Origin of the sequence: Streptomyces sp. Y2F8-2 (genome assembly GCF_014905555.1) — a bacterium.
Lineage (GTDB): Bacteria > Actinomycetota > Actinomycetes > Streptomycetales > Streptomycetaceae > Streptomyces > Streptomyces cynarae.
Genome location: NZ_BNGS01000002.1, coordinates 236,392 through 253,943, shown reverse-complemented (window position 1 = coordinate 253,943; position 17,552 = coordinate 236,392). Strand labels below are relative to the sequence as shown.

The following is a 17,552-nucleotide window of genomic DNA, read 5'->3' as shown; positions in this document are numbered from 1 at the left end:
CGGTCACGCGCCATTGGTCACTGTGCGGGTCGTGCGAACCGTTCCTGGAGACCGAGCGGCAGCGGGGCCTGTTGCCGGGACTCGTGCTCGCGGCGTGGACCGAACGGTGGTGGGCACGCCGGTCGCCCGCTTTTCGTCGTGGCGATCGGCCTGCTCCGGTTCTGCCGAGGACCGGAGCAGACCGGTCCCGTGGAGGACCGGAGCAGACCGGTCCCGTGGAGGACCGGAGCAGACCGGCCCGTCGAGGGATCGGAGCAGACCGGTCCCGTCGACTCCGCGAGGTCCCCGCAGGGGCGGAGGCTTCGAGGGCACGGACGAGGGCGCCGAACGGCTCAGTCGGTCCTCTCGCTTTCGTAGCCCCCTTCCTCCCCGACGCGTAACGTGACGGAGCATGGAGATCTCCGTTACTGCCGCGCGCCGGACCACACTGCCGTCATCAGCCGGACGACAAGCCTCCGAGCAGCGCCGGGAAGGTTCGGCATGAAGATCCTCATCAGCGCCGACATGGAAGGCGCCACCGGTGTGACCTGGCCGGCCGATGTGATTCCCGGGACGCCGCAGTGGGAACGGTGCCGGTCGATGTTCACCTCCGACGTGAACGCCGCGGTGCTCGGCTTCCTCGACGGCGGCGCCGACGAGGTGCTCATCAACGAGGCGCACTCGACCATGCGCAATCTACTCCTCGAACAGCTCGACGACAGGGCGCAGATGCTCACCGGGCGGCACAAGTCCCTCTCGATGGTGGAGGGCGTGCAGCACGGCGACGTGGACGGCATCGCGTTCGTCGGCTACCACGCGGGGGCCGGTATGGAGGGGGTGCTGGCGCACACCTACCTCGCCAACTCCATCACGGGCGTGTGGCTCAACGACGTCCGCGCCAGCGAGGGCATGCTGAACGCGCACGTCGTCGCCGAGTACGGCGTGCCCGTCGTCCTCGTCACCGGCGACGACGTGGCCTGCGAGGACGCGCTCGGGTACGCGCCCGAGGCGCTCAAGGTGGCCGTCAAGGACCATGTGTCACGGTACGCGGCGGTGTGCCGCACCCCGGCCAGGACCGCCGCCGACATCCGCTCCGCGGCCAAGGAAGCGGCCGCCCTGGCGGTGCGTCACGAGCCGGCGCACCGAGGGCCGTTCACCATCGCGCTCGAGTTCGACGCCGAGCATCTGGCGATGGGCGCCACCGTAGTACCGGGAGTGGACCGCATCGGCGAGCGGAAGGTGGCGTACACGAGCGCGACCATGTACGAGGGGATCCGGACGTTCAAGGCCGTCACCACGATCGTCTCGGCCGCGGTGGAGGAACAGTATGGCTGACCGGCAGGCACTCGACGAGGTCGTGCGGTTCACGTCCGACCTGATCCGCATCGACACCACCAACCGCGGCGGCGGCGACTGCCGTGAGCGGCCCGCCGCCGAGTACGCGGCCGAGCGCCTGGCCGAGGCCGGCCTGGAGCCCGTGCTCCTGGAGCGCACTTCGGGCCGGACGAACGTCGTCGCACGCATCGAGGGCACCGACCCGTCCGCCGACGCCCTGCTCGTCCACGGCCATCTCGACGTGGTGCCCGCCGAGGCTGCGGACTGGAGCGTGCACCCGTTCTCCGGCGAGGTGCGCGACGGCGTCGTGTGGGGCCGGGGCGCGGTCGACATGAAGAACATGGACGCGATGATCCTCGCCGTCGTACGGCACTGGGCGCGCTCGGGCACCAGGCCCCGGCGCGACCTCGTCATCGCCTTCACCGCCGACGAGGAGGCCAGCGCCGAGGACGGCTCCGGATTCCTCGCGGACCGGCACCCGGACCTCTTCGAGGGATGCACGGAAGGCGTCAGCGAGTCGGGGGCGTTCACCTTCCACGACGGCGACGGACGGCAGATCTACCCGATCGCGGCCGGTGAGCGCGGCACCGGATGGCTGAAGCTGACCGCGCGCGGCCGGGCGGGCCACGGCTCCAAGGTCAACCGCAGCAACGCGGTCACCAGGCTCGCCGCCGCGGTGACCCGCATCGGCGCCCACGAATGGCCGCTCCGGCTCACCCCCACGGTGCGCGCCGCGCTCACCGAACTCGCCGCCCTGTACGGCCTCGAGACCGACCTCGACGACGTGGACGGCCTGCTGAAGAAGCTCGGCCCGGCCGCCGCGCTCGTCGAGGCGACGATCCGCAACAGCACCAACCCGACCATGCTGAGCGCCGGTTACAAGATCAATGTGATCCCGGGCGAGGCCGTCGCCCACGTCGACGGACGCTATCTGCCCGGCACCGAGGACGAGTTCCGTACGACGCTGGACGAACTCACCGGGCCGGACGTGGACTGGGAGTTCCACCACCGGGAGGTCGCCCTCCAGGCGCCCGTGGACTCGCCGACGTTCGCGCGGATGCGGGCCGCCGTCGAGGAGTTCGCGCCCGAGGGGCACGTCGTGCCTTTCTGCATGCCGGGCGGCACGGACGCCAAGCAGTTCTCGCGCCTTGGCATCACCGGCTACGGGTTCACGCCGCTGAAGCTTCCCGAGGGCTACGACTACCAGGCGATGTTCCACGGCGTCGACGAACGCGTGCCCGTGGAGGCGCTGCACTTCGGCGTCCGCGTCCTCGACCACTTTCTGCGCACGGCCTAGGGGGGTGGGGAGATGGTGCGGACCCTGCCGTACGGGGCATGGCCCTCGCCCGTCGACGCGGCGCTCGCCGCCGCGCACGGCGGGCAGCCGGAGGCGGTGGGCTTCGTGGGCGAGGAGGCGTGGTGGACCGAGCCCCGCCCCGCCGAGGGCGGCCGGCGCACCCTGGTCAGGCGCACGACGGACGGCCGGGAGGTGTCGGTCCTGCCCCCGCCGTGGAACGTGCGCAGCCGGGTCATGGAGTACGGCGGCCGGCCCTGGGCCGGAGCGATGCGCCCCGAGGGGCCGCTGGTGGTGTTCGTGCACTTCGCGGACCAGCGGCTGTACGCCTACGAGCCCACGGCGCCGGGCAGCCGACCGCGTCCGCTCACCCCGCTGTCGCCGGTGGGCGGCGGACTGCGCTGGGTCGACCCCCGGCTGCACCTGGAACGTGGCGAAGTGTGGTGTGTGCTGGAGGAGTTCACCGGTGACGGGCCCACCGACGTGCGGCGGATGCCGGTCGCCGTACCGCTGGACGGCTCGGCGGCCGAGGACCGGGACGGCGTCCGCGAACTCACCGACGCGCGCCACCGGTTCGTCACCGGCCCCCGACTCTCGCCGGACGGGCGCCGCGCGGCCTGGCTCGCCTGGGACCATCCCCGCATGCCCTGGGACGGCACCGAGCTGCTCGTCGCCGAGGTCACCGGTGAGGGGACGCTCCGGGAGCCGCGTGCGGTCGCCGGCGGCCCCGAGGAGTCCATCGCCCAGGCCGAGTGGGCACCCGACGGCTCCCTGCTGTACGTGAGCGACCGCACCGGCTGGTGGAACCTCTACCGGGACGGCACGCCGCTGTGCCCCCGCGAGGAGGAGTTCGGCGGGCCGCTGTGGAAGGTCGGACTGCAGTGGTTCGCGCCCCTGGACGACGGGACCATCGCCGTGGTGCACGGCAGGGGAGCGGGCCGGCTCGGGATCCTCGACCCGGTCGGCGGCGAGGTCGTCGACGTGGCCGGCCCCTGGACCGAGTTCGCCGCCACGCTCGCCGTGCACGGCAGCCGAGTCGTCGCCGTCGGCGCCGGCCCGCGCACCGCGTACGAGGTCGTCGAACTGGACGCCGCCACCGGCCACGCCCGCGTGATCGGCGCCGCGCACGAGGACCCCGTCGACCCCGCCTTCTACCCCGATCCCCGGATCCGCACCTTCACCGGACCCGGAGGCCGCGAGGTCCACGCGCACATCCATCCGCCGCGCCACCCCGGGTGCGTCGCGCCCGAGGGCGCACCGCCGCCGTACGTCGTCTGGGCGCACGGCGGGCCGACCAGCCGCGCCCCCCTCGTCCTCGATCTGGAGATCGCCTACTTCACCTCGCGCGGCATCGGCGTCGCCGAGGTGAACTACGGCGGCTCCACCGGTTACGGACGCGCGTACCGCGACCGGCTGCGCGGACAGTGGGGCGTCGTCGACGTCGAGGACTGCGCGGCCGTCGCGCTCGCCCTCGCCGACGAGGGCACCGCCGACCGCAACCGGCTCGCCGTGCGCGGCGGCAGCGCCGGCGGCTGGACGGCGGCCGCGTCCCTGACGTCGACCGACGTGTACGCCTGCGGCACGATCGTCTACCCGGTCCTGGACCTGGCGAGCTGGGGCTCCGGGGGGACCCACGACTTCGAGTCGCAGTACCTTGAGACGCTGGTGGGGCCGTATGCCGAGGTGCCCGGGCGGTACACCGAGCGGTCGCCCGTGGAGCACGCCGACCGGATCACCGTCCCCTTCCTGCTCCTGCAGGGGCTCGAGGACCCGATCTGCCCGCCCGCGCAGTGCGAGCGGTTCCTGGCCCGGCTCCGGGGGCGGCGGATCCCGCACGCCTACCTAGCCTTCGAGGGCGAGGGGCACGGCTTTCGGCGGGCTGAGACCATGGTGCGTGCACTGGAGGCCGAGCTGTCCCTGTACGCGCAGGTCTTCGGGCTGAACCCGCCCGGCATCCCCACCCTGGAGCTCACCGAGTGACCCACCTGATCAGGCCGCCCAGACTCGCCCCCGGCGCCCGCGTGGCCGTCGTCGCGCCCAGCGGGCCCGTGATCGAGGAGCGGCTCGCCGCCGGTCTCGACATCCTGCGCGGCTGGGACCTGGACCCGGTCGTGGCCCCGCACGTGCTCGACCGGCACCCCGAGTTCCCCTACCTCGCGGGCACGGACGCCGACCGCGCCGCCGACTTCCAGGCCGCCTGGTGCGACCCGCAGGTGTCCGCGGTGCTGTGCGCCCGCGGCGGGTACGGGGCGCAGCGCATGATGGACCTGCTCGACTGGGAGGCGCTGCGCGCCGCCGGGCCGAAGGTGCTGGTCGGCTTCAGCGACATCACCGCGCTGCACGAGGCGTTCGCGGCCCGCCTCGGCCTGGTGACGCTGCACGGGCCGATGGTGGCGGCCGCCGGCTTCCTCAAGAACACGCGCACGCAGGACCACCTGCGGGCCACCCTCTTCGAGCCGGAGTCCGTGACGACCATCACCTCCTCCGGCACCGCGCTCGTGCCCGGCCGCGCCCGCGGCGTCACCTCCGGCGGATGCCTGGCCCTGATCGCGGCCGAACTGGGCACGCCACACGCCCGCTCCGGCGAGACGGGCGGGCTGCTGCTGCTCGAGGACATCGGCGAGGAGGCCTACCGCGTCGACCGGCTCCTCACCCAGCTCCTGCGCTCGGGCCGGCTCGAGGAGGTCACCGGGATCGCGCTCGGCTCCTGGGAGGAGTGCGGCCCGTACGAGCTGTTGCGTGCCGTCCTCACCGACCGGCTCGGCGGGCTCGGGATACCGGTCGTGGAGCGGTTCGGGTTCGGTCACGGCGAGGGAGCTCTGACGATGCCGCTCGGTGTGGCCGCGGAACTGGACGCGGACACCGGGACGCTCACGCTGGAGGTCCCGGCGCTGGCATGACGGGGAGGCACGCCTCGGGTCACCCGTCCGCTCCACCCGGCGGGCGGCGTCACGCCGTGCCGTCCATCCTGGGCGCATGAGCCCGAAGACCCACCGCGAAGCCACGACGAGCGGCGGGGCACGCCGGCGGCAGGGCTTCACACCGCGCACGGTCGCCGTCCTGGTGCTGGCCGCGCTCGTGCTGGTCTTCGTCTTCGAGAACACCCAGCGCACCAGGATCCGGCTGTTCGTGCCGCTGGTGACGATGCCGCTGTGGCTGGCGCTGCTCGGTACGGGGGTAATCGGGGCACTGTGCGGCGCACTTCTCGTCAGCCGACGCCGGTGACGGCGGATCACGTACGGTGTCGCCGTGTCCGACACCCGTGAATACCTCGCCGAGGGCCCCCGCGTGGGCATACGCCCCTTCACCCGCGACGACGCGGCCGAGTTCACCGCCCGGGCGCGGGAGAGCAGGGAACTGCACCACCCGTGGTTGTTCCCGCCGACCACCCCCGAGGCGTACGCCGCCTACGCGGGGCGGCTGATCGACGACCCGACGAGGGCGGGGTTCCTGGTGTGCGAGAGGGAGACCGGGGCCATCGCCGGGTACATCAACATCAACAACATCGTCCGGGGCGGCTTCCAGAGCGGGGCGCTCGGCTACGGCGCCTTCGCGCACGCCGCCGGGCGCGGGCTGATGACGGAGGCGCTGAACCTCGTGGTGCGGTACGCGTTCGGGCCGCTGGGGCTGCACCGCCTGGAGATCAACGCGCAGCCCCGCAACACCGCCTCGATCTCCCTCGCCCGACGCTGTGGCTTCCGCCTGGAGGGCTTCTCACCCGACATGATCTTCGTCGACGGGGCGTGGCGGGACCACGAGCGCTGGGCCGTCACCGCCGAGATGGTCCGCACCTGAGCGGTGCCTGAGCGGTGACGGCCCCCGTGCGGCCCCGGTACGGCCGTCCTCGGCCCGCGCGCCGTACGGCCGTCAGTCCACCGAGCGTACGGTGGGCGTAGCGATGCTCACCGGTCCGCTGCGCCTGCCGCTCTTGCAGGCGTCGTGGCAGTCCTTCTCCAGGCTGCAGCACAGCGAGCAGACCGCGCCGGAGTGGAACGGGCAGCCCGCCATGTCGGGGCGCTCGAAGGTGTCCGCGCACACCGAGCAGGTCAGCGTCGCCGCCGAGGGCAACCCCCGCTCGTCGAGCAGCGGCTCGTCGAGGGCGTCGACGCGGGCGATGTAGTACCTGCCCTTGGTCGCCACCGCGAACAGCGGCGAGAGCACCATGGCCAGGAACAGGGCGATGAACGGGGAGTACGCCTTGCCGTAGGCGCCGAACGCCTCGAAGTACGCGGCGATGGACACCGCGGAGGCGATCAGCATCGAGCCGAAGCCGACCGGGTTGAAGTTGTACAGGTGCGCCCGCTTGAACTCGATGTACGACGGGCTGAGCCCCAGCGGCTTGTTGATCACCAGGTCGGCCACGACCGCGCCGATCCACGCGATGGCGACGTTCGAGTAGAAGCCCAGCACCGTGTTGAGGAACCCGAACACACCGCCTTCCATCAGCGCGAGCGCGATGCCGACGTTGAGGAAGATGTAGACGACGCGCCCGGGGTGACGATGGGTCAGCCGGGAGAAGAAGTTCGACCAGGACAGCGAACCGGAGTACGCGTTCGTCGAGTTGATCTTGATCTGGGAGAGGATCACGAAGAACGTCGCCAGCCCCAGGGCGACCGGCGCCGCGAACGTCCTGAACCCGTGCACGTACTGCTGGATGGGCTCGTTCGCCTTCGCGAGCCCCACGCTGCCGGCGATGTAGAAGGCCAGGAACGCCCCGCCGATCTGCTTCGCCGCGCCCAGCACCACCCAGCCCGGACCGGCGGACAGCACCGCGCCCCACCACTGCCTGGCGTTCTCGGGCGTCTTGTCCGGCATGAAGCGCAGATAGTCGACCTGCTCACCGATCTGCGCGATCAGCGACAGCGCCACGCCGGCGCCCGCGCCGACACCGAGCATGCTGATGCTCGACCCGGTGGGCGAGTTGCCCGCGAAGTGGGTGAACTCCGAGAACTTCCCCGGCTCCTGGATCGCGATGGACACGAACGGCGCGACCATCAGCACCAGCCAGATCGGTTGGGTCCACACCTGCATCTTCGACAGCGCGGTCATGCCGTAGATCACCAGCGGCAGGATGACCAGGGAGCAGATGATGTAGCCGACCGCGAGCGGTATGTGCAGCCCGAGTTCCAGGGCCTGCGCCATGATCGAGCCCTCGAGGGCGAAGAAGATGAAGGTGAAGCTGGCGTAGATGACCGAGGTCAGGGTCGAGCCCAGATAGCCGAAGCCGGCGCCCCGGGTCAGCAGGTCCATGTCGATGGAGTACTTCGCCGAGTAGTACGAGACCGGGATGCCGGTGAGGAAGATGACCACCGCCGCGGTCAGGATCGCCACCATGGCGCTGGAGAAGCCGTTGGAGATCGCGATCGACCCGCCGATGGCGAAGTCCGCGAGGTAGGCGATGCCGCCCAGGGCCGTGGTGGCCACCACGTACGGCGTCCAGCGGCGGAAGGACTTCGGCGCGTACCGCAGCGAGTAGTCCTCGAGCGTGTCGTTCCGCGTCCAGCCGTTGTACGTCCGGCTCGTGGTGTCCGGCGGCGTCTGCCTGTCGACGATGTCCGTCATGAACCTTCCCTCTTCCGCGAGCTCGCGTCACCTCCCCGACGAGCGGGGCAGTGCTGTTGCACGGAAGAGTCCCGCCGCGTTGTTTCCCGGCCGTTTCGATGCCTTTACGACAGTGGAGTGCGTCATTCCGCCCGGCGGCGGTCCACGTACTCGTACACGGAACCGTCCGGATGCACGGCGATCAGGTTGCGGCCGACCGGCGTCGGCACCGGGCCGGCGATGATACGCGCGCCGAGGTCGCTCAGCACCCGGTGGGCCTCCTCGACGTCCTCCACCGCGATCGTCGCCGCCACCTTGCGCAGGATCTCCAGCTCGGACTCCGGCCCGCTCATCAGCAGGAAACAGCCGACCGCGGCGACCGAGACACCGCCGCGTTCGAAGCGGAGCGCGCGGCTGCCCGCCAGTCTCTCGTAGAAGGGGACCGAAGCCTCCAGGTCGTCGACGCAGATCCGCAGCGTGGCTCCCAGAATCTCCATGCCGACGAGCCTAGTTGCGGCCGGCCGGGAGGGAGATCGTTTCACCCCGATCCGGGCGCGCACCTGCCGTTACGCGTGCGCGGGCACGGGTACCCGGCGGACATGAACCGCTTGGATCACCTGGAACATCTGGACAAGCATCTGGTCGACGAGCTGGCGCAGGTGGCCCGGGAAGCCGTGCGCGAGGAGTTGCGCGAGCAGACCCGCAAGCAGCGCCGCACGGCCGCGCTCTACGCGGCCTCGGGCGCCACCGGACTGTACGCGGGCGCCGGGGTGGCGCTCGCCCTCGGTCTGGCGCTGGCCCTGGCCCTGCCGGGCTGGGCCGCCGCGCTGATCACGGCGGCGGTGCTCGGCGTGGCCGCCTACCTGCTGCGCGGCGCCGCTCGCACAGGCGGGCACGGAGCCGCGTCGCACCACGCCGCCCACGGCCTTGGCGGTACGCCGCCCGCCGCCCCGCAGAGCGGGCTCGGGACGCCGTACCCGCCGATGCCGCACACCCCGCCCACGCCGGGCGTCACCGATCCGGCCGCGCCGGGTACCGCGGGTCCTGGAGCGGACCCCGGGACGCCGCAGCACCGGGCCCGGTGAGCCGCCGTGGCCAGGGCATGGTCGGGAGCCCTGCCGAAGCGCCGCAGGGCAGTCGTGGTGACCGGGGCCAGCGGCGGCGTGGGCCGAGCCACGGCCGTCGCCTTCGCCGAGCGGGGCGACCGGGTCGCTCTGCTCGCCCGGGGACGCGAGGGCCTCGCCGCGGCCGCGGACGAGGTGCGGCGCGCCGGGGGTGAGGCGCTCGTCGTCCCCGTCGACGTGTCGGACGCACGGGCGGTCGAGGACGCGGCGGAACAGGTCGTAGAGGAGTTCGGACGGATCGACGTCTGGGTCAACAACGCGTTCGCCGGTGTCTTCGCGCGGTTCACGGACGTCGCTCCGGACGAGTTCCGCAGGGTCACCGAAGTGACGTACCTGGGCTATGTGTTCGGCACCCGGGCCGCGCTGCGTCACATGCTGCCCGCGGACCACGGCACGATCGTCCAGGTCGGCTCCGCGCTGGCCTACCGGGGCATCCCGCTGCAGTCGGCGTACTGCGGGGCCAAACACGCGATCCAGGGCTTCAACGAGTCGCTGCGCTGCGAACTGCTGCACGACGGCTCGAAGGTGCGCACGACGATGGTGCAGATGCCGGCGCTCAACACCCCGCAGTTCGACTGGGTGCTCAGCCGGATGCCGGGCCGGGCGCGGCCGGTGGCGCCGGTCTACCAGCCGGAGGTCGCCGCGCGCGCGATCGTCCACGCGGCCGGGCACCCGCGGCGCCGGGAGTACTGGGTGGGCGGGTCCACGGCGGCCACGATCATCGCCAACGCCGTGTTCCCGGGACTGCTGGACCGCTACCTCGCCCGTACCGGGTTCGACTCGCAGCGCGACGAGGGGCAGCACGGCACCGCGGGCAACCTGTGGTCGCCGGCGGACGGACCCCACGGCCACGACTACGGTGCCCACGGCCGCTTCGACGCGGAGTCCCGCCCGGACAGCGTGGAGGAGTGGCTGTCCCGCAACCGGACGCGCATCGGTGCGGGCGTCCTTGCCGGGGGCCTGGGTGCCGCGGTCACGGCGGCCGGCCTGCGCCGCCGTGGCTGAGCGCATGGACACGAGCGAACCCCGGGGCTGTATGTACCCCGGGGTTCGCTCGTGTCCACCGCGTCACCGCGGCAGCTGCGGCAGCACCTTCGTCCGGTAGAAGTCGAAGAAGCCGCGCTGGTCCGGGCCGATCTGGTTGACGTAGACCACGTCGAAGCCCGCGTCCACGAACGCGGTGAGGGCGGACACGTGCTCGTCCACATCGTCGCCGCACACGCGGTTCTCCCGCACCATGTCCTCCGAGACCAGCGGCATCAGCTGCTCGAAGTGCCTCGGCGTCGGCAGCACCTGCCCCATCTCGCCGGGAAGCAGCTCGTTGGACCACAGCTCGCGGACCGTCCGCACGCACTCCTCGCGGTCCGTGCCGTAGCAGACCTTGGCGCCTCCGCTCACCGGCTTGGTGCCGCCCCCGCCCTTGCGGAACTGCGTCACCATCGACTCCTCGGGCATCATCGTGATGTAGCCGTCGCCGATGCGCGCCGCCAGGGCCGTCGCCTCGGGCCCGAAACCGGAGATGTCGATCGGGATCGGCCCGTCGGGGATCGTGTACAGGCGGGCGTTCTCCACCTTGTAGTGGGTGCCGTAGTGGGTGACCTGCTCGCCGGTGAACAGGCGGCGCATGATCTGGATCGCCTCTTCCAGCATCTCCAGGCGCACGGTCGTGGGCGGCCACGGATCGCCGAGGATGTGCTCGTTCAGCGCCTCACCCGTGCCCACGCCGAGGCGGAACCGCCCGCCGGTCATCACCGCGCTGGTCGCGGCGGCCTGCGCCACCACCGCCGGGTGCATCCGCACGGTCGGACAGGTCACCGCGGTCTCTACGGGCAGCGACACCGCCTCCGAGAGCGCACCGATCACCGACCACACGAACGGGCTCTGGCCCTGTGCGTCGTTCCACGGGTGGTAGTGGTCCGAGATCCACAGTCGCTGGAAACCGGCCTGCTCGGCCATCCTCGCCTGTTCGATCAGATCCGCGGGGCCGAACTCCTCGCACGAGAGGAAGTAGCCGTACTCGGTCATGGGTGAACCTCCGGGGAGGGGGTACCGCGTCGGTCACCGGCCGGGTAACCGTGCGGGACATGGACGAAACGCCCGCCCGGCGGCGTTTGGGCGCCCTGACCCGGGGGACGCGGAAGGTCTCGCACGGGTGGCGCATCCGTGCGTCCGCCAGGCAGACGACGTACGCGCGAGAACGCCGGAGGCGCATCGTGAGTCGACCCCGCATCCTGATCGTCGGTGCCGGATTCGCCGGGTACCGGACCGCCCGCACCCTGGCCCGGCTGACCCGGCACCGGGCCGACATCACTCTGCTCAACCCGACGGACTACTTTCTGTACCTGCCGCTGCTGCCACAGGTGGCCACCGGCATCCTGGAACCGCGCCGGGTCGCCGTCTCGCTCTCCGGCACCCTGCGCAACGTCCGCCTGGTGCTCGGCGAGGCCGACGGTGTCGACCTCGACGCCCGCACCGTGCACTACACCGACCCGGAGGGCAACGGCGGCACCCTCGGCTACGACCGGCTCGTCCTCGCCGTCGGCAGTGTCAACAAGCTGCTGCCGATCCCCGGCGTCTCCGAGCACGCGCACGGCTTCCGTGGCATGCCGGAGGCGCTGTACCTGCGCGACCACGTGACCCGCCAGATCGAGCTGGCCGCCACGTCCGACGACCCCAAGACCTGCGCCGCGCGCTGCACCTTCGTGGTGGTCGGCGCGGGATACACCGGAACCGAAGTCGCCGCCCAGGGCAAGCGGTACACCGACGCGCTCGTGCGCAAGCAGCCGCTGCGCCAGGGCATCAAGCCGCGCTGGATGCTGCTGGACATCGCACCGCGCGTGCTGCCGGAGATGGACGAGCGGCTCTCCCGCACCGCGGACCGTGTTCTCAGGCGGCGCGGTGTCGACGTGCGGATGGGAACCTCCGTGAAGGAGGCCACGCACGACGGAGTGCTGCTGACCGACGGGGAGTTCGTCGACACCCGCACGCTGGTGTGGTGCGTCGGCGTCCGCCCCGACCCGTTCGTGGAGGGCCTCGGCAAGCCCCTGGAGCGCGGCCGGCTGCTCGTCGACCCCTACCTGCAGGTGCCCGGCCATCCCGAGGTGTTCGCCTGCGGTGACGCGGCCGCCGTACCCGACCTGGAGAACCCCGGCCAGTACACGCCCATGACGGCGCAGCACGCCTGGCGGCACGGCAAGGTCTGCGCGCGCAACGTCGCCGCCTCCCTCGGCATCGGCTCCCGGCGCGCCTACCGCCACCGCGACCTGGGCTTCGTCGTGGACCTCGGTGGCCCGCAGGCCGCCGCCGCCCCGCTCGGCGTGCCGCTGTCGGGGCCGCTCGCCTCCGCCGTCACGCACGGCTACCACCTCGCCGCGATGCCCGGCAACCGCATCCGGGTCGCCGCTGACTGGCTGCTGGACGCCCTCCTGCCGCGCCAGGCCGTCCAGCTGGGGCTGGTGCGCTCGTGGTCCGTGCCGCTGGAGTCGTCCTCGCCCGAACTGGCCCGCGTGCCGGGCGGCAACAACACGTCCGGCAAGGAGGAACAGACATGAACCCCCGTCATCTGCACGAGCTCGCCCAGCAGCTCCGCGTCGACAGCGTCCGTGCCTCCGCCGCGGCCGGGTCCGGGCACCCCACCTCCTCGATGTCCGCGGCGGACCTGATGGCCGTCCTGCTGGCCCACCACCTGCGCTACGACTTCGAACGGCCCGCCCACGCCGGGAACGACCGGCTGATCCTCTCCAAGGGGCATGCCTCGCCCCTCCTCTACGCCGCCTACAAGGCCGCCGGCGCGATCAACGAGACAGAGCTGCTCACCTTCCGCAAGCTGGGCAGCCGTCTGGAGGGGCACCCCACGCCCCGCCGGCTGCCCTGGGTGGAGACCGCCACCGGCTCGCTCGGCCAGGGCCTGCCCGTGGGGGTCGGCATCGCGCTCGCCGGGCAGCGCCTCGACCGCACCGGCTACCGGGTGTGGGTGCTGTGCGGCGACAGCGAACTCGCCGAGGGCTCCGTGTGGGAGGCCGCCGAGCACGCCGGACACGAGCACCTCGACAACCTGATCACCATCGTCGACGTCAACCGGCTCGGCCAGCGCGGACCCACCCGCCACGGCCACGACCTGGACGCCTACGCACGCCGCTTCAAGGCCTTCGACTGGCACACCGTCGAGGTCGACGGCCACGACGTCGAGGCGATCGACCGGGCCTTCGCCGAGGCCGAGTCCACCACCGGGCAGCCCACCGCGATCCTCGCCCGCACGCTCAAGGGCAAGGGCGTCACCGCCGTCCAGGACCGCGAGGGCCAGCACGGCAAGCCGCTGCCGGACGCAGACGAGGCGATCGCGGAACTCGGCGGCCTCCGCGACCTCCACGTCGAGGTCCAGGCGCCCCCGGCCGCCCGCATGCTGCACGCCGTGCAGGGCGGCCACCTCGAGCTGCCGCGCTACGACATCGGGGACGAGGTCGCCACCCGCGACGCCTACGGCCAGGCGCTCGCCGCGCTCGGCAACGCCCGCGGCGACGTCGTCGCCCTCGACGGCGAGGTCGGCGACTCCACCCGGTCCGAGTACTTCGGCAAGGAACACCCCGAGCGCTACTTCGAGTGCTACATCGCCGAACAGCTCATGGTCGGCGCCGCCGTCGGCATGGCCGCGCGCGGCTGGGTGCCGTACGCCTCCACGTTCGCCGCGTTCCTCACCCGCGCCCACGACTTCGTGCGCATGGCCTCGATCAGCGGCTCCGGCATCAACCTCGTCGGCTCACACGCCGGCTGCGCCATCGGCCAGGACGGCCCCTCCCAGATGGGTCTCGAAGACCTGGCGATGTTCCGCTCGGTGTACGACTCGACCGTGCTGTACCCGTGCGACGCCAACCAGACCGCCCGGCTCGTCGCCTCGATGGCCGGCCTTGAGGGCATCCGCTACCTGCGCACCTCGCGCGGGAAGACACCGGTCATCTACGGGCCCACCGAGGAGTTCCCGATCGGCGGCAGCAAGGTGCTGCGCGCCTCCCATGAGGACCGGCTCACCATCGTCGCCGCCGGGGTCACCGTCCACGAGGCGCTGAAGGCCGCCGACGCCCTCGCCCGCCAGGGCGTCCGCGTACGGGTCATCGACCTCTACTCGGTCAAGCCCGTCGACCGCGAGACTCTGCGCGAGGCCGCCGACCGCACCGGTTGCCTGCTCACCGTGGAGGACCACCGCGAGGAGGGCGGCCTCGGCGACGCGGTCCTCGACGCCTTCCTCGACGGGCGGCCCGTACCGCGTCTGGTGCGCCTCGCCGTCCGTACGATGCCGGGCTCGGCGACCCCCGAGGAGCAGCTGCACGCCGCCGGCATCGACGCCGAGTCGATCGCAGCCTCGGCCCGGCTGCTGGTGGAGCACGCCGTGGTGCCGTGAGCGGGGGGAGCGACATGAGCAGCACGCGGACCGTGCGGGCCGGCCGCCGCACGGTCGAGGTACACCGGCCGGACAAGGTGCTCTTCCCCGGCGCCGGGGACGGGGATGGGGGCGGCAAGGAGTACACCAAGGCCGACCTCGTGGCGTACTACCGCTCCGTCGCCCCCTTCATGCTGCCGCACCTGCGTGGCCGGCCCCTGATGCTGGAGCGGCACCCGGACGGCGTGGACGGGCCCCGCTTCATGCAGAAGAACACCCCGGAGCACTACCCGGAGTGGATCCACCGCGTCGAACTCCCCAAGGAGGGCGGCACCGTCTGCCACACCGTCTGCGACGACACCGCCACCCTCCTCTACCTCGCCGACCAGGCCTGCCTCACCCTGCACCGCTGGCTCTCCCGCGCCGACCGGCTCCAGCGGCCCGACCGGATCATCCTCGACCTCGACCCGGCGGACGGCGACTTCGGCCAGGTACGCGCAGCCGCCCGGCTGGTGGGGGAGCTGCTGGACGAACTGCGGCTGCCGTCCGGCCTGATGACCACCGGTTCGCGGGGCCTGCACGTCGTCGTCCCCATCAGTGGCGACCACGACTTCGACGAGGCACGGCGGTTCGCGAGGGACATCGCCGACGTCCTCGCCGCCGCCCACCCCGACCTGCTCACCACCGCCGCCCGCAAGAAGGACCGCGGCGACCGCCTCTACCTCGACGTGCAGCGCAACGCGTACGCGCAGACCGCGGTCGCCCCCTTCACCGTACGGGCGCTGCCGGGCGCACCGGTCGCCACGCCGCTGTCCTGGGGCCAGTTGGACGACCCGGCTCTGAACGCCCGCCGCTGGACCGTCGCCGACGCGCTGGACCAGGCCCGCACCGACCCCTGGGCGGACGTGCCGCCCCGGGGGCGTTCCCTCGCACGTGCCCGGCGGCGACTCGACGACCTGCGCGGTTGAAGCCCGGTCGAAGCCCTCGGACATCCGAAGGTTTGGCCAACGCCCTTGTGGCCACCCGGTGGTGGAGGTGGCCATGTCGAACACATCACGTACACATTCACGGAACTCCCCCGAGAACAGCGACCGGGCGAACGGCCGGCCGAGCCCCATGGAGGTGCTGCGCCACGCGCGCGCCCAGTTCACGGAGCTCACCGGACTGGCCGCCGAGTCGGTGTCGTCCTTCGAACCCACCGAGGACGGCTGGACGCTCGAAATCGAGGTCCTCGAACTCGCCCGGGTCCCCGACACCATGAGTCTGCTCGCAAGCTACTCGGTGGACGTGTCCGCCGACGGCGAGCTCACGGGATACCGGAAGGTTCGCCGCTACGAGCGCGGGAGGGCCGACACACGCAGGGGCGGCGGCAGCTAGCCCGCCGCACGCACCGACACACAGACAAGGAGGGCCGGTCGGCATGACCGTTGTCCCGGCACAACAGACATCCGGAGGCGGCTCCAGCGGCCTGTACGACGTCCTGGAACTCGTCCTCGACCGAGGGCTCGTCATCGACGCGTTCGTGCGCGTCTCCCTCGTCGGCATCGAGATCCTGAAGATCGACGTAAGGGTCGTCGTCGCCAGCGTCGACACCTATCTGCGCTTCGCCGAGGCGTGCAACCGTCTCGACCTGGAGGCCGGTCCGCGCAAGGACCCCGGACTGCCCGACCTGGTCGGGGAGATGACCGAGTCCGGCGCGCGCGGCAAGTCCAAGGGCGCGCTGTCCGGCGCCGCCGAGACCATATCCGACGCCTTCCGGCAGGCCCGCGGGGAGGCCCAGGCCGAACCGAGCCGGCGCACCCGTAAGTCGACGGCCTCGCGCGAGAAGAAGGAGGAGCAGGAGTGAGCACGTACGTCTACGGCATCGCCGCGGCCGACCACCCCTCGCTCCCCGACGGCATGGGCGGCGTCGGCGATCCGGCCCGGACGGTGCGCATCCTGAAGCGGGGCGAACTGGCGGCGATCGTCAGCGACGCCCCCGAAGGGCTGCGTCCGAAGCGCCGTGACCTGCTCGCCCACCAGAACGTGCTGAGCGAGGCCGCCGCGGGCGGGCCGATCCTGCCCATGCGGTTCGGCAGCCTCGCTCCGGACGACGACGCCGTCACCGGCGTCCTCGAAGAGCGCGCCGAACACTACCGGGAGCGGCTCGGCACCCTCGACGGCAAGGTCGAGTACAACATCAAGGCCAGCCACGACGAGGAGGCTGTCCTGCACCACGTGATGGCCGAGAACCCCGAGGTCCGATCTCTGGCGGAAGCCAACCGCAAGGCGGGCGGCGGAAGCTACGAGGAGAAGCTCAAGCTCGGCGAGATGGTGGCGGCCGCGGTGCAGAGCCGCGAGGCCGAGGACGCCAGGGAGCTCCAGCGTGCCCTGGAGCCGGCCGCCGAGGCCGTCAGCGTGGGCCCCGAGTCCACCGGCTGGCTCGCCAACGTGTCGTTCCTGGTGGCGCGTGAGACGGCGGACTCGTTCCTGGCCGCCGTCGAACAGCTCCGCAAGGCGCACCCGCACCTCGACGTGCGCGTCAACGGGCCGCTGCCGCCGTACAGCTTCGTCGAGCCGGGGCCCGCCGAGCCGGCGGGGACCACCGCGGGCATCGACGCCGGCGCTCATTAGCGGGGCCTTCGGCCCGAGCGGAAGGAGAACACCGTGGGACTGATCGGTGAGGTGCTGATGCTGCCGTTCGCCCCCGTGCGCGGCAGCGCCTGGGCCATCAGACAGGTGCTCCGTGAGGCGGAACGGATCTACTACGACCCCGCCGCCGTGAGGGCCGAACTCGCCCGCCTCGAGGAGCAACTGGGGGCGGGCGAGATCACTGAGGAGGAGTTCGACCGGCGCGAGGACGAACTGCTCGACCGGCTGGAGATCGCGCTGCGCTCCGGCGACACCACAGGCAACGGGACGTGAC

At 72.1% G+C, this 17,552-nt stretch carries 18 protein-coding genes; 15 read left to right on the top strand and 3 right to left on the bottom strand.

Annotated elements, in window-relative coordinates; genetic code table 11:
• Positions 1 to 480: 480 nt before the first annotated feature.
• The 6 genes from SY2F82_RS06525 (at position 481) to SY2F82_RS06500 (ending at position 6,403) form a co-directional block, all read left to right on the top strand.
• A complete protein-coding gene (locus SY2F82_RS06525) occupies positions 481 to 1,314 on the top strand; it encodes a M55 family metallopeptidase (RefSeq protein WP_200418003.1) in 834 nt (277 codons plus the stop codon).
• Positions 1,307 to 2,611, top strand: coding sequence for a M20/M25/M40 family metallo-hydrolase (locus tag SY2F82_RS06520; protein WP_200418002.1), 1,305 nt, complete (start codon positions 1,307 to 1,309; stop codon positions 2,609 to 2,611). The genes SY2F82_RS06525 and SY2F82_RS06520 overlap by 8 nt, the downstream gene beginning before the upstream one ends.
• Positions 2,612 to 2,623: 12 nt before the next feature.
• Positions 2,624 to 4,588, top strand: a complete 1,965-nt coding sequence (locus SY2F82_RS06515; RefSeq protein ID WP_200418001.1) for a prolyl oligopeptidase family serine peptidase — start codon at positions 2,624 to 2,626, stop codon at positions 4,586 to 4,588.
• On the top strand, positions 4,585 to 5,508 hold the full coding sequence (locus SY2F82_RS06510) for an LD-carboxypeptidase (protein ID WP_200418000.1): 924 nt from the start codon (positions 4,585 to 4,587) through the stop codon (positions 5,506 to 5,508). The genes SY2F82_RS06515 and SY2F82_RS06510 overlap by 4 nt, the downstream gene beginning before the upstream one ends.
• Before the next feature lie 76 nt (positions 5,509 to 5,584).
• On the top strand, positions 5,585 to 5,833 hold the full coding sequence (locus tag SY2F82_RS06505) for a LapA family protein (RefSeq protein ID WP_200417999.1): 249 nt from the start codon (positions 5,585 to 5,587) through the stop codon (positions 5,831 to 5,833).
• Between the two features lie 24 nt (positions 5,834 to 5,857).
• Positions 5,858 to 6,403, top strand: a complete 546-nt coding sequence (locus tag SY2F82_RS06500; protein WP_200417998.1) for a GNAT family N-acetyltransferase — start codon at positions 5,858 to 5,860, stop codon at positions 6,401 to 6,403.
• Between the two features lie 72 nt (positions 6,404 to 6,475).
• Here the strand turns inward: SY2F82_RS06500 and SY2F82_RS06495 are convergent, their stop codons facing one another.
• On the bottom strand, positions 6,476 to 8,170 hold the full coding sequence (locus SY2F82_RS06495; protein ID WP_200417997.1) for a cytosine permease: 1,695 nt from the start codon (positions 8,168 to 8,170) through the stop codon (positions 6,476 to 6,478).
• A 122-nt stretch (positions 8,171 to 8,292) separates the two neighbouring features.
• Positions 8,293 to 8,646 carry a VOC family protein gene (locus SY2F82_RS06490; RefSeq protein ID WP_200417996.1) on the bottom strand — a complete coding sequence of 118 codons (354 nt, stop codon included), beginning with the start codon at positions 8,644 to 8,646 and terminating at the stop codon, positions 8,293 to 8,295.
• Between the two features lie 102 nt (positions 8,647 to 8,748).
• On the opposite strand from SY2F82_RS06490, the gene SY2F82_RS06485 reads away from it, so the two are divergent.
• Positions 8,749 to 9,234, top strand: coding sequence for a phage holin family protein (locus SY2F82_RS06485; RefSeq protein ID WP_200417995.1), 486 nt, complete (start codon positions 8,749 to 8,751; stop codon positions 9,232 to 9,234).
• 6 nt (positions 9,235 to 9,240) lie between these two features.
• Complete coding sequence (locus tag SY2F82_RS06480) at positions 9,241 to 10,278, top strand: SDR family oxidoreductase (RefSeq protein WP_236041227.1); 1,038 nt, start codon at positions 9,241 to 9,243, stop codon at positions 10,276 to 10,278.
• A gap of 63 nt (positions 10,279 to 10,341) precedes the next feature.
• Here the strand turns inward: SY2F82_RS06480 and SY2F82_RS06475 are convergent, their stop codons facing one another.
• Positions 10,342 to 11,298 (bottom strand): LLM class F420-dependent oxidoreductase, encoded by a 957-nt coding sequence (locus SY2F82_RS06475; protein WP_200417994.1) that lies wholly within the window; start codon positions 11,296 to 11,298, stop codon positions 10,342 to 10,344.
• 188 nt (positions 11,299 to 11,486) lie between these two features.
• On the opposite strand from SY2F82_RS06475, the gene SY2F82_RS06470 reads away from it, so the two are divergent.
• From SY2F82_RS06470 to SY2F82_RS06440, 7 genes are all read left to right on the top strand, one after another.
• Positions 11,487 to 12,824, top strand: a complete 1,338-nt coding sequence (locus tag SY2F82_RS06470) for an NAD(P)/FAD-dependent oxidoreductase (protein ID WP_200417993.1) — start codon at positions 11,487 to 11,489, stop codon at positions 12,822 to 12,824.
• The gene (locus tag SY2F82_RS06465; protein WP_200417992.1) at positions 12,821 to 14,668 is read left to right on the top strand and encodes a transketolase; all 1,848 of its coding nucleotides are present in this window, start codon (positions 12,821 to 12,823) and stop codon (positions 14,666 to 14,668) included. The genes SY2F82_RS06470 and SY2F82_RS06465 overlap by 4 nt, the downstream gene beginning before the upstream one ends.
• Positions 14,669 to 14,682: 14 nt before the next feature.
• Positions 14,683 to 15,615, top strand: a complete 933-nt coding sequence (gene ligD / locus SY2F82_RS06460; protein ID WP_200417991.1) for a non-homologous end-joining DNA ligase — start codon at positions 14,683 to 14,685, stop codon at positions 15,613 to 15,615.
• Positions 15,616 to 15,688: 73 nt separating this feature from the next.
• Positions 15,689 to 16,024, top strand: a complete 336-nt coding sequence (locus SY2F82_RS06455; protein WP_200417990.1) for a gas vesicle protein — start codon at positions 15,689 to 15,691, stop codon at positions 16,022 to 16,024.
• A gap of 43 nt (positions 16,025 to 16,067) precedes the next feature.
• A complete protein-coding gene (locus tag SY2F82_RS06450; protein ID WP_200417989.1) occupies positions 16,068 to 16,493 on the top strand; it encodes a gas vesicle structural protein GvpA in 426 nt (141 codons plus the stop codon).
• The gene (locus SY2F82_RS06445) at positions 16,490 to 17,260 is read left to right on the top strand and encodes a GvpL/GvpF family gas vesicle protein (RefSeq protein WP_200417988.1); all 771 of its coding nucleotides are present in this window, start codon (positions 16,490 to 16,492) and stop codon (positions 17,258 to 17,260) included. The genes SY2F82_RS06450 and SY2F82_RS06445 overlap by 4 nt, the downstream gene beginning before the upstream one ends.
• Before the next feature lie 33 nt (positions 17,261 to 17,293).
• Positions 17,294 to 17,551 (top strand): gas vesicle protein GvpG, encoded by a 258-nt coding sequence (locus SY2F82_RS06440; RefSeq protein ID WP_200417987.1) that lies wholly within the window; start codon positions 17,294 to 17,296, stop codon positions 17,549 to 17,551.
• Position 17,552 lies beyond the last annotated feature (1 nt).

Excerpts from the sequence above, each read along its gene's own strand:
- SY2F82_RS06525 (WP_200418003.1), top strand. The coding sequence starts at position 481 with ATGAAGATCCTCATCAGCGCCGACATGGAAGGCGCCACCGGTGTGACC.
- SY2F82_RS06515 (WP_200418001.1), top strand. The coding sequence starts at position 2,624 with ATGGTGCGGACCCTGCCGTACGGGGCATGGCCCTCGCCCGTCGACGCG.
- SY2F82_RS06450 (WP_200417989.1), top strand. The coding sequence starts at position 16,068 with ATGACCGTTGTCCCGGCACAACAGACATCCGGAGGCGGCTCCAGCGGC.
- SY2F82_RS06520 (WP_200418002.1), top strand. The coding sequence starts at position 1,307 with ATGGCTGACCGGCAGGCACTCGACGAGGTCGTGCGGTTCACGTCCGAC.
- SY2F82_RS06465 (WP_200417992.1), top strand. The coding sequence starts at position 12,821 with ATGAACCCCCGTCATCTGCACGAGCTCGCCCAGCAGCTCCGCGTCGAC.
- SY2F82_RS06455 (WP_200417990.1), top strand. The coding sequence starts at position 15,689 with ATGTCGAACACATCACGTACACATTCACGGAACTCCCCCGAGAACAGC.
- ligD (WP_200417991.1), top strand. The coding sequence starts at position 14,683 with ATGAGCAGCACGCGGACCGTGCGGGCCGGCCGCCGCACGGTCGAGGTA.
- SY2F82_RS06475 (WP_200417994.1), bottom strand. The coding sequence starts at position 11,298 with ATGACCGAGTACGGCTACTTCCTCTCGTGCGAGGAGTTCGGCCCCGCG.
- SY2F82_RS06490 (WP_200417996.1), bottom strand. The coding sequence starts at position 8,646 with ATGGAGATTCTGGGAGCCACGCTGCGGATCTGCGTCGACGACCTGGAG.
- SY2F82_RS06485 (WP_200417995.1), top strand. The coding sequence starts at position 8,749 with ATGAACCGCTTGGATCACCTGGAACATCTGGACAAGCATCTGGTCGAC.
- SY2F82_RS06505 (WP_200417999.1), top strand. The coding sequence starts at position 5,585 with ATGAGCCCGAAGACCCACCGCGAAGCCACGACGAGCGGCGGGGCACGC.
- SY2F82_RS06495 (WP_200417997.1), bottom strand. The coding sequence starts at position 8,170 with ATGACGGACATCGTCGACAGGCAGACGCCGCCGGACACCACGAGCCGG.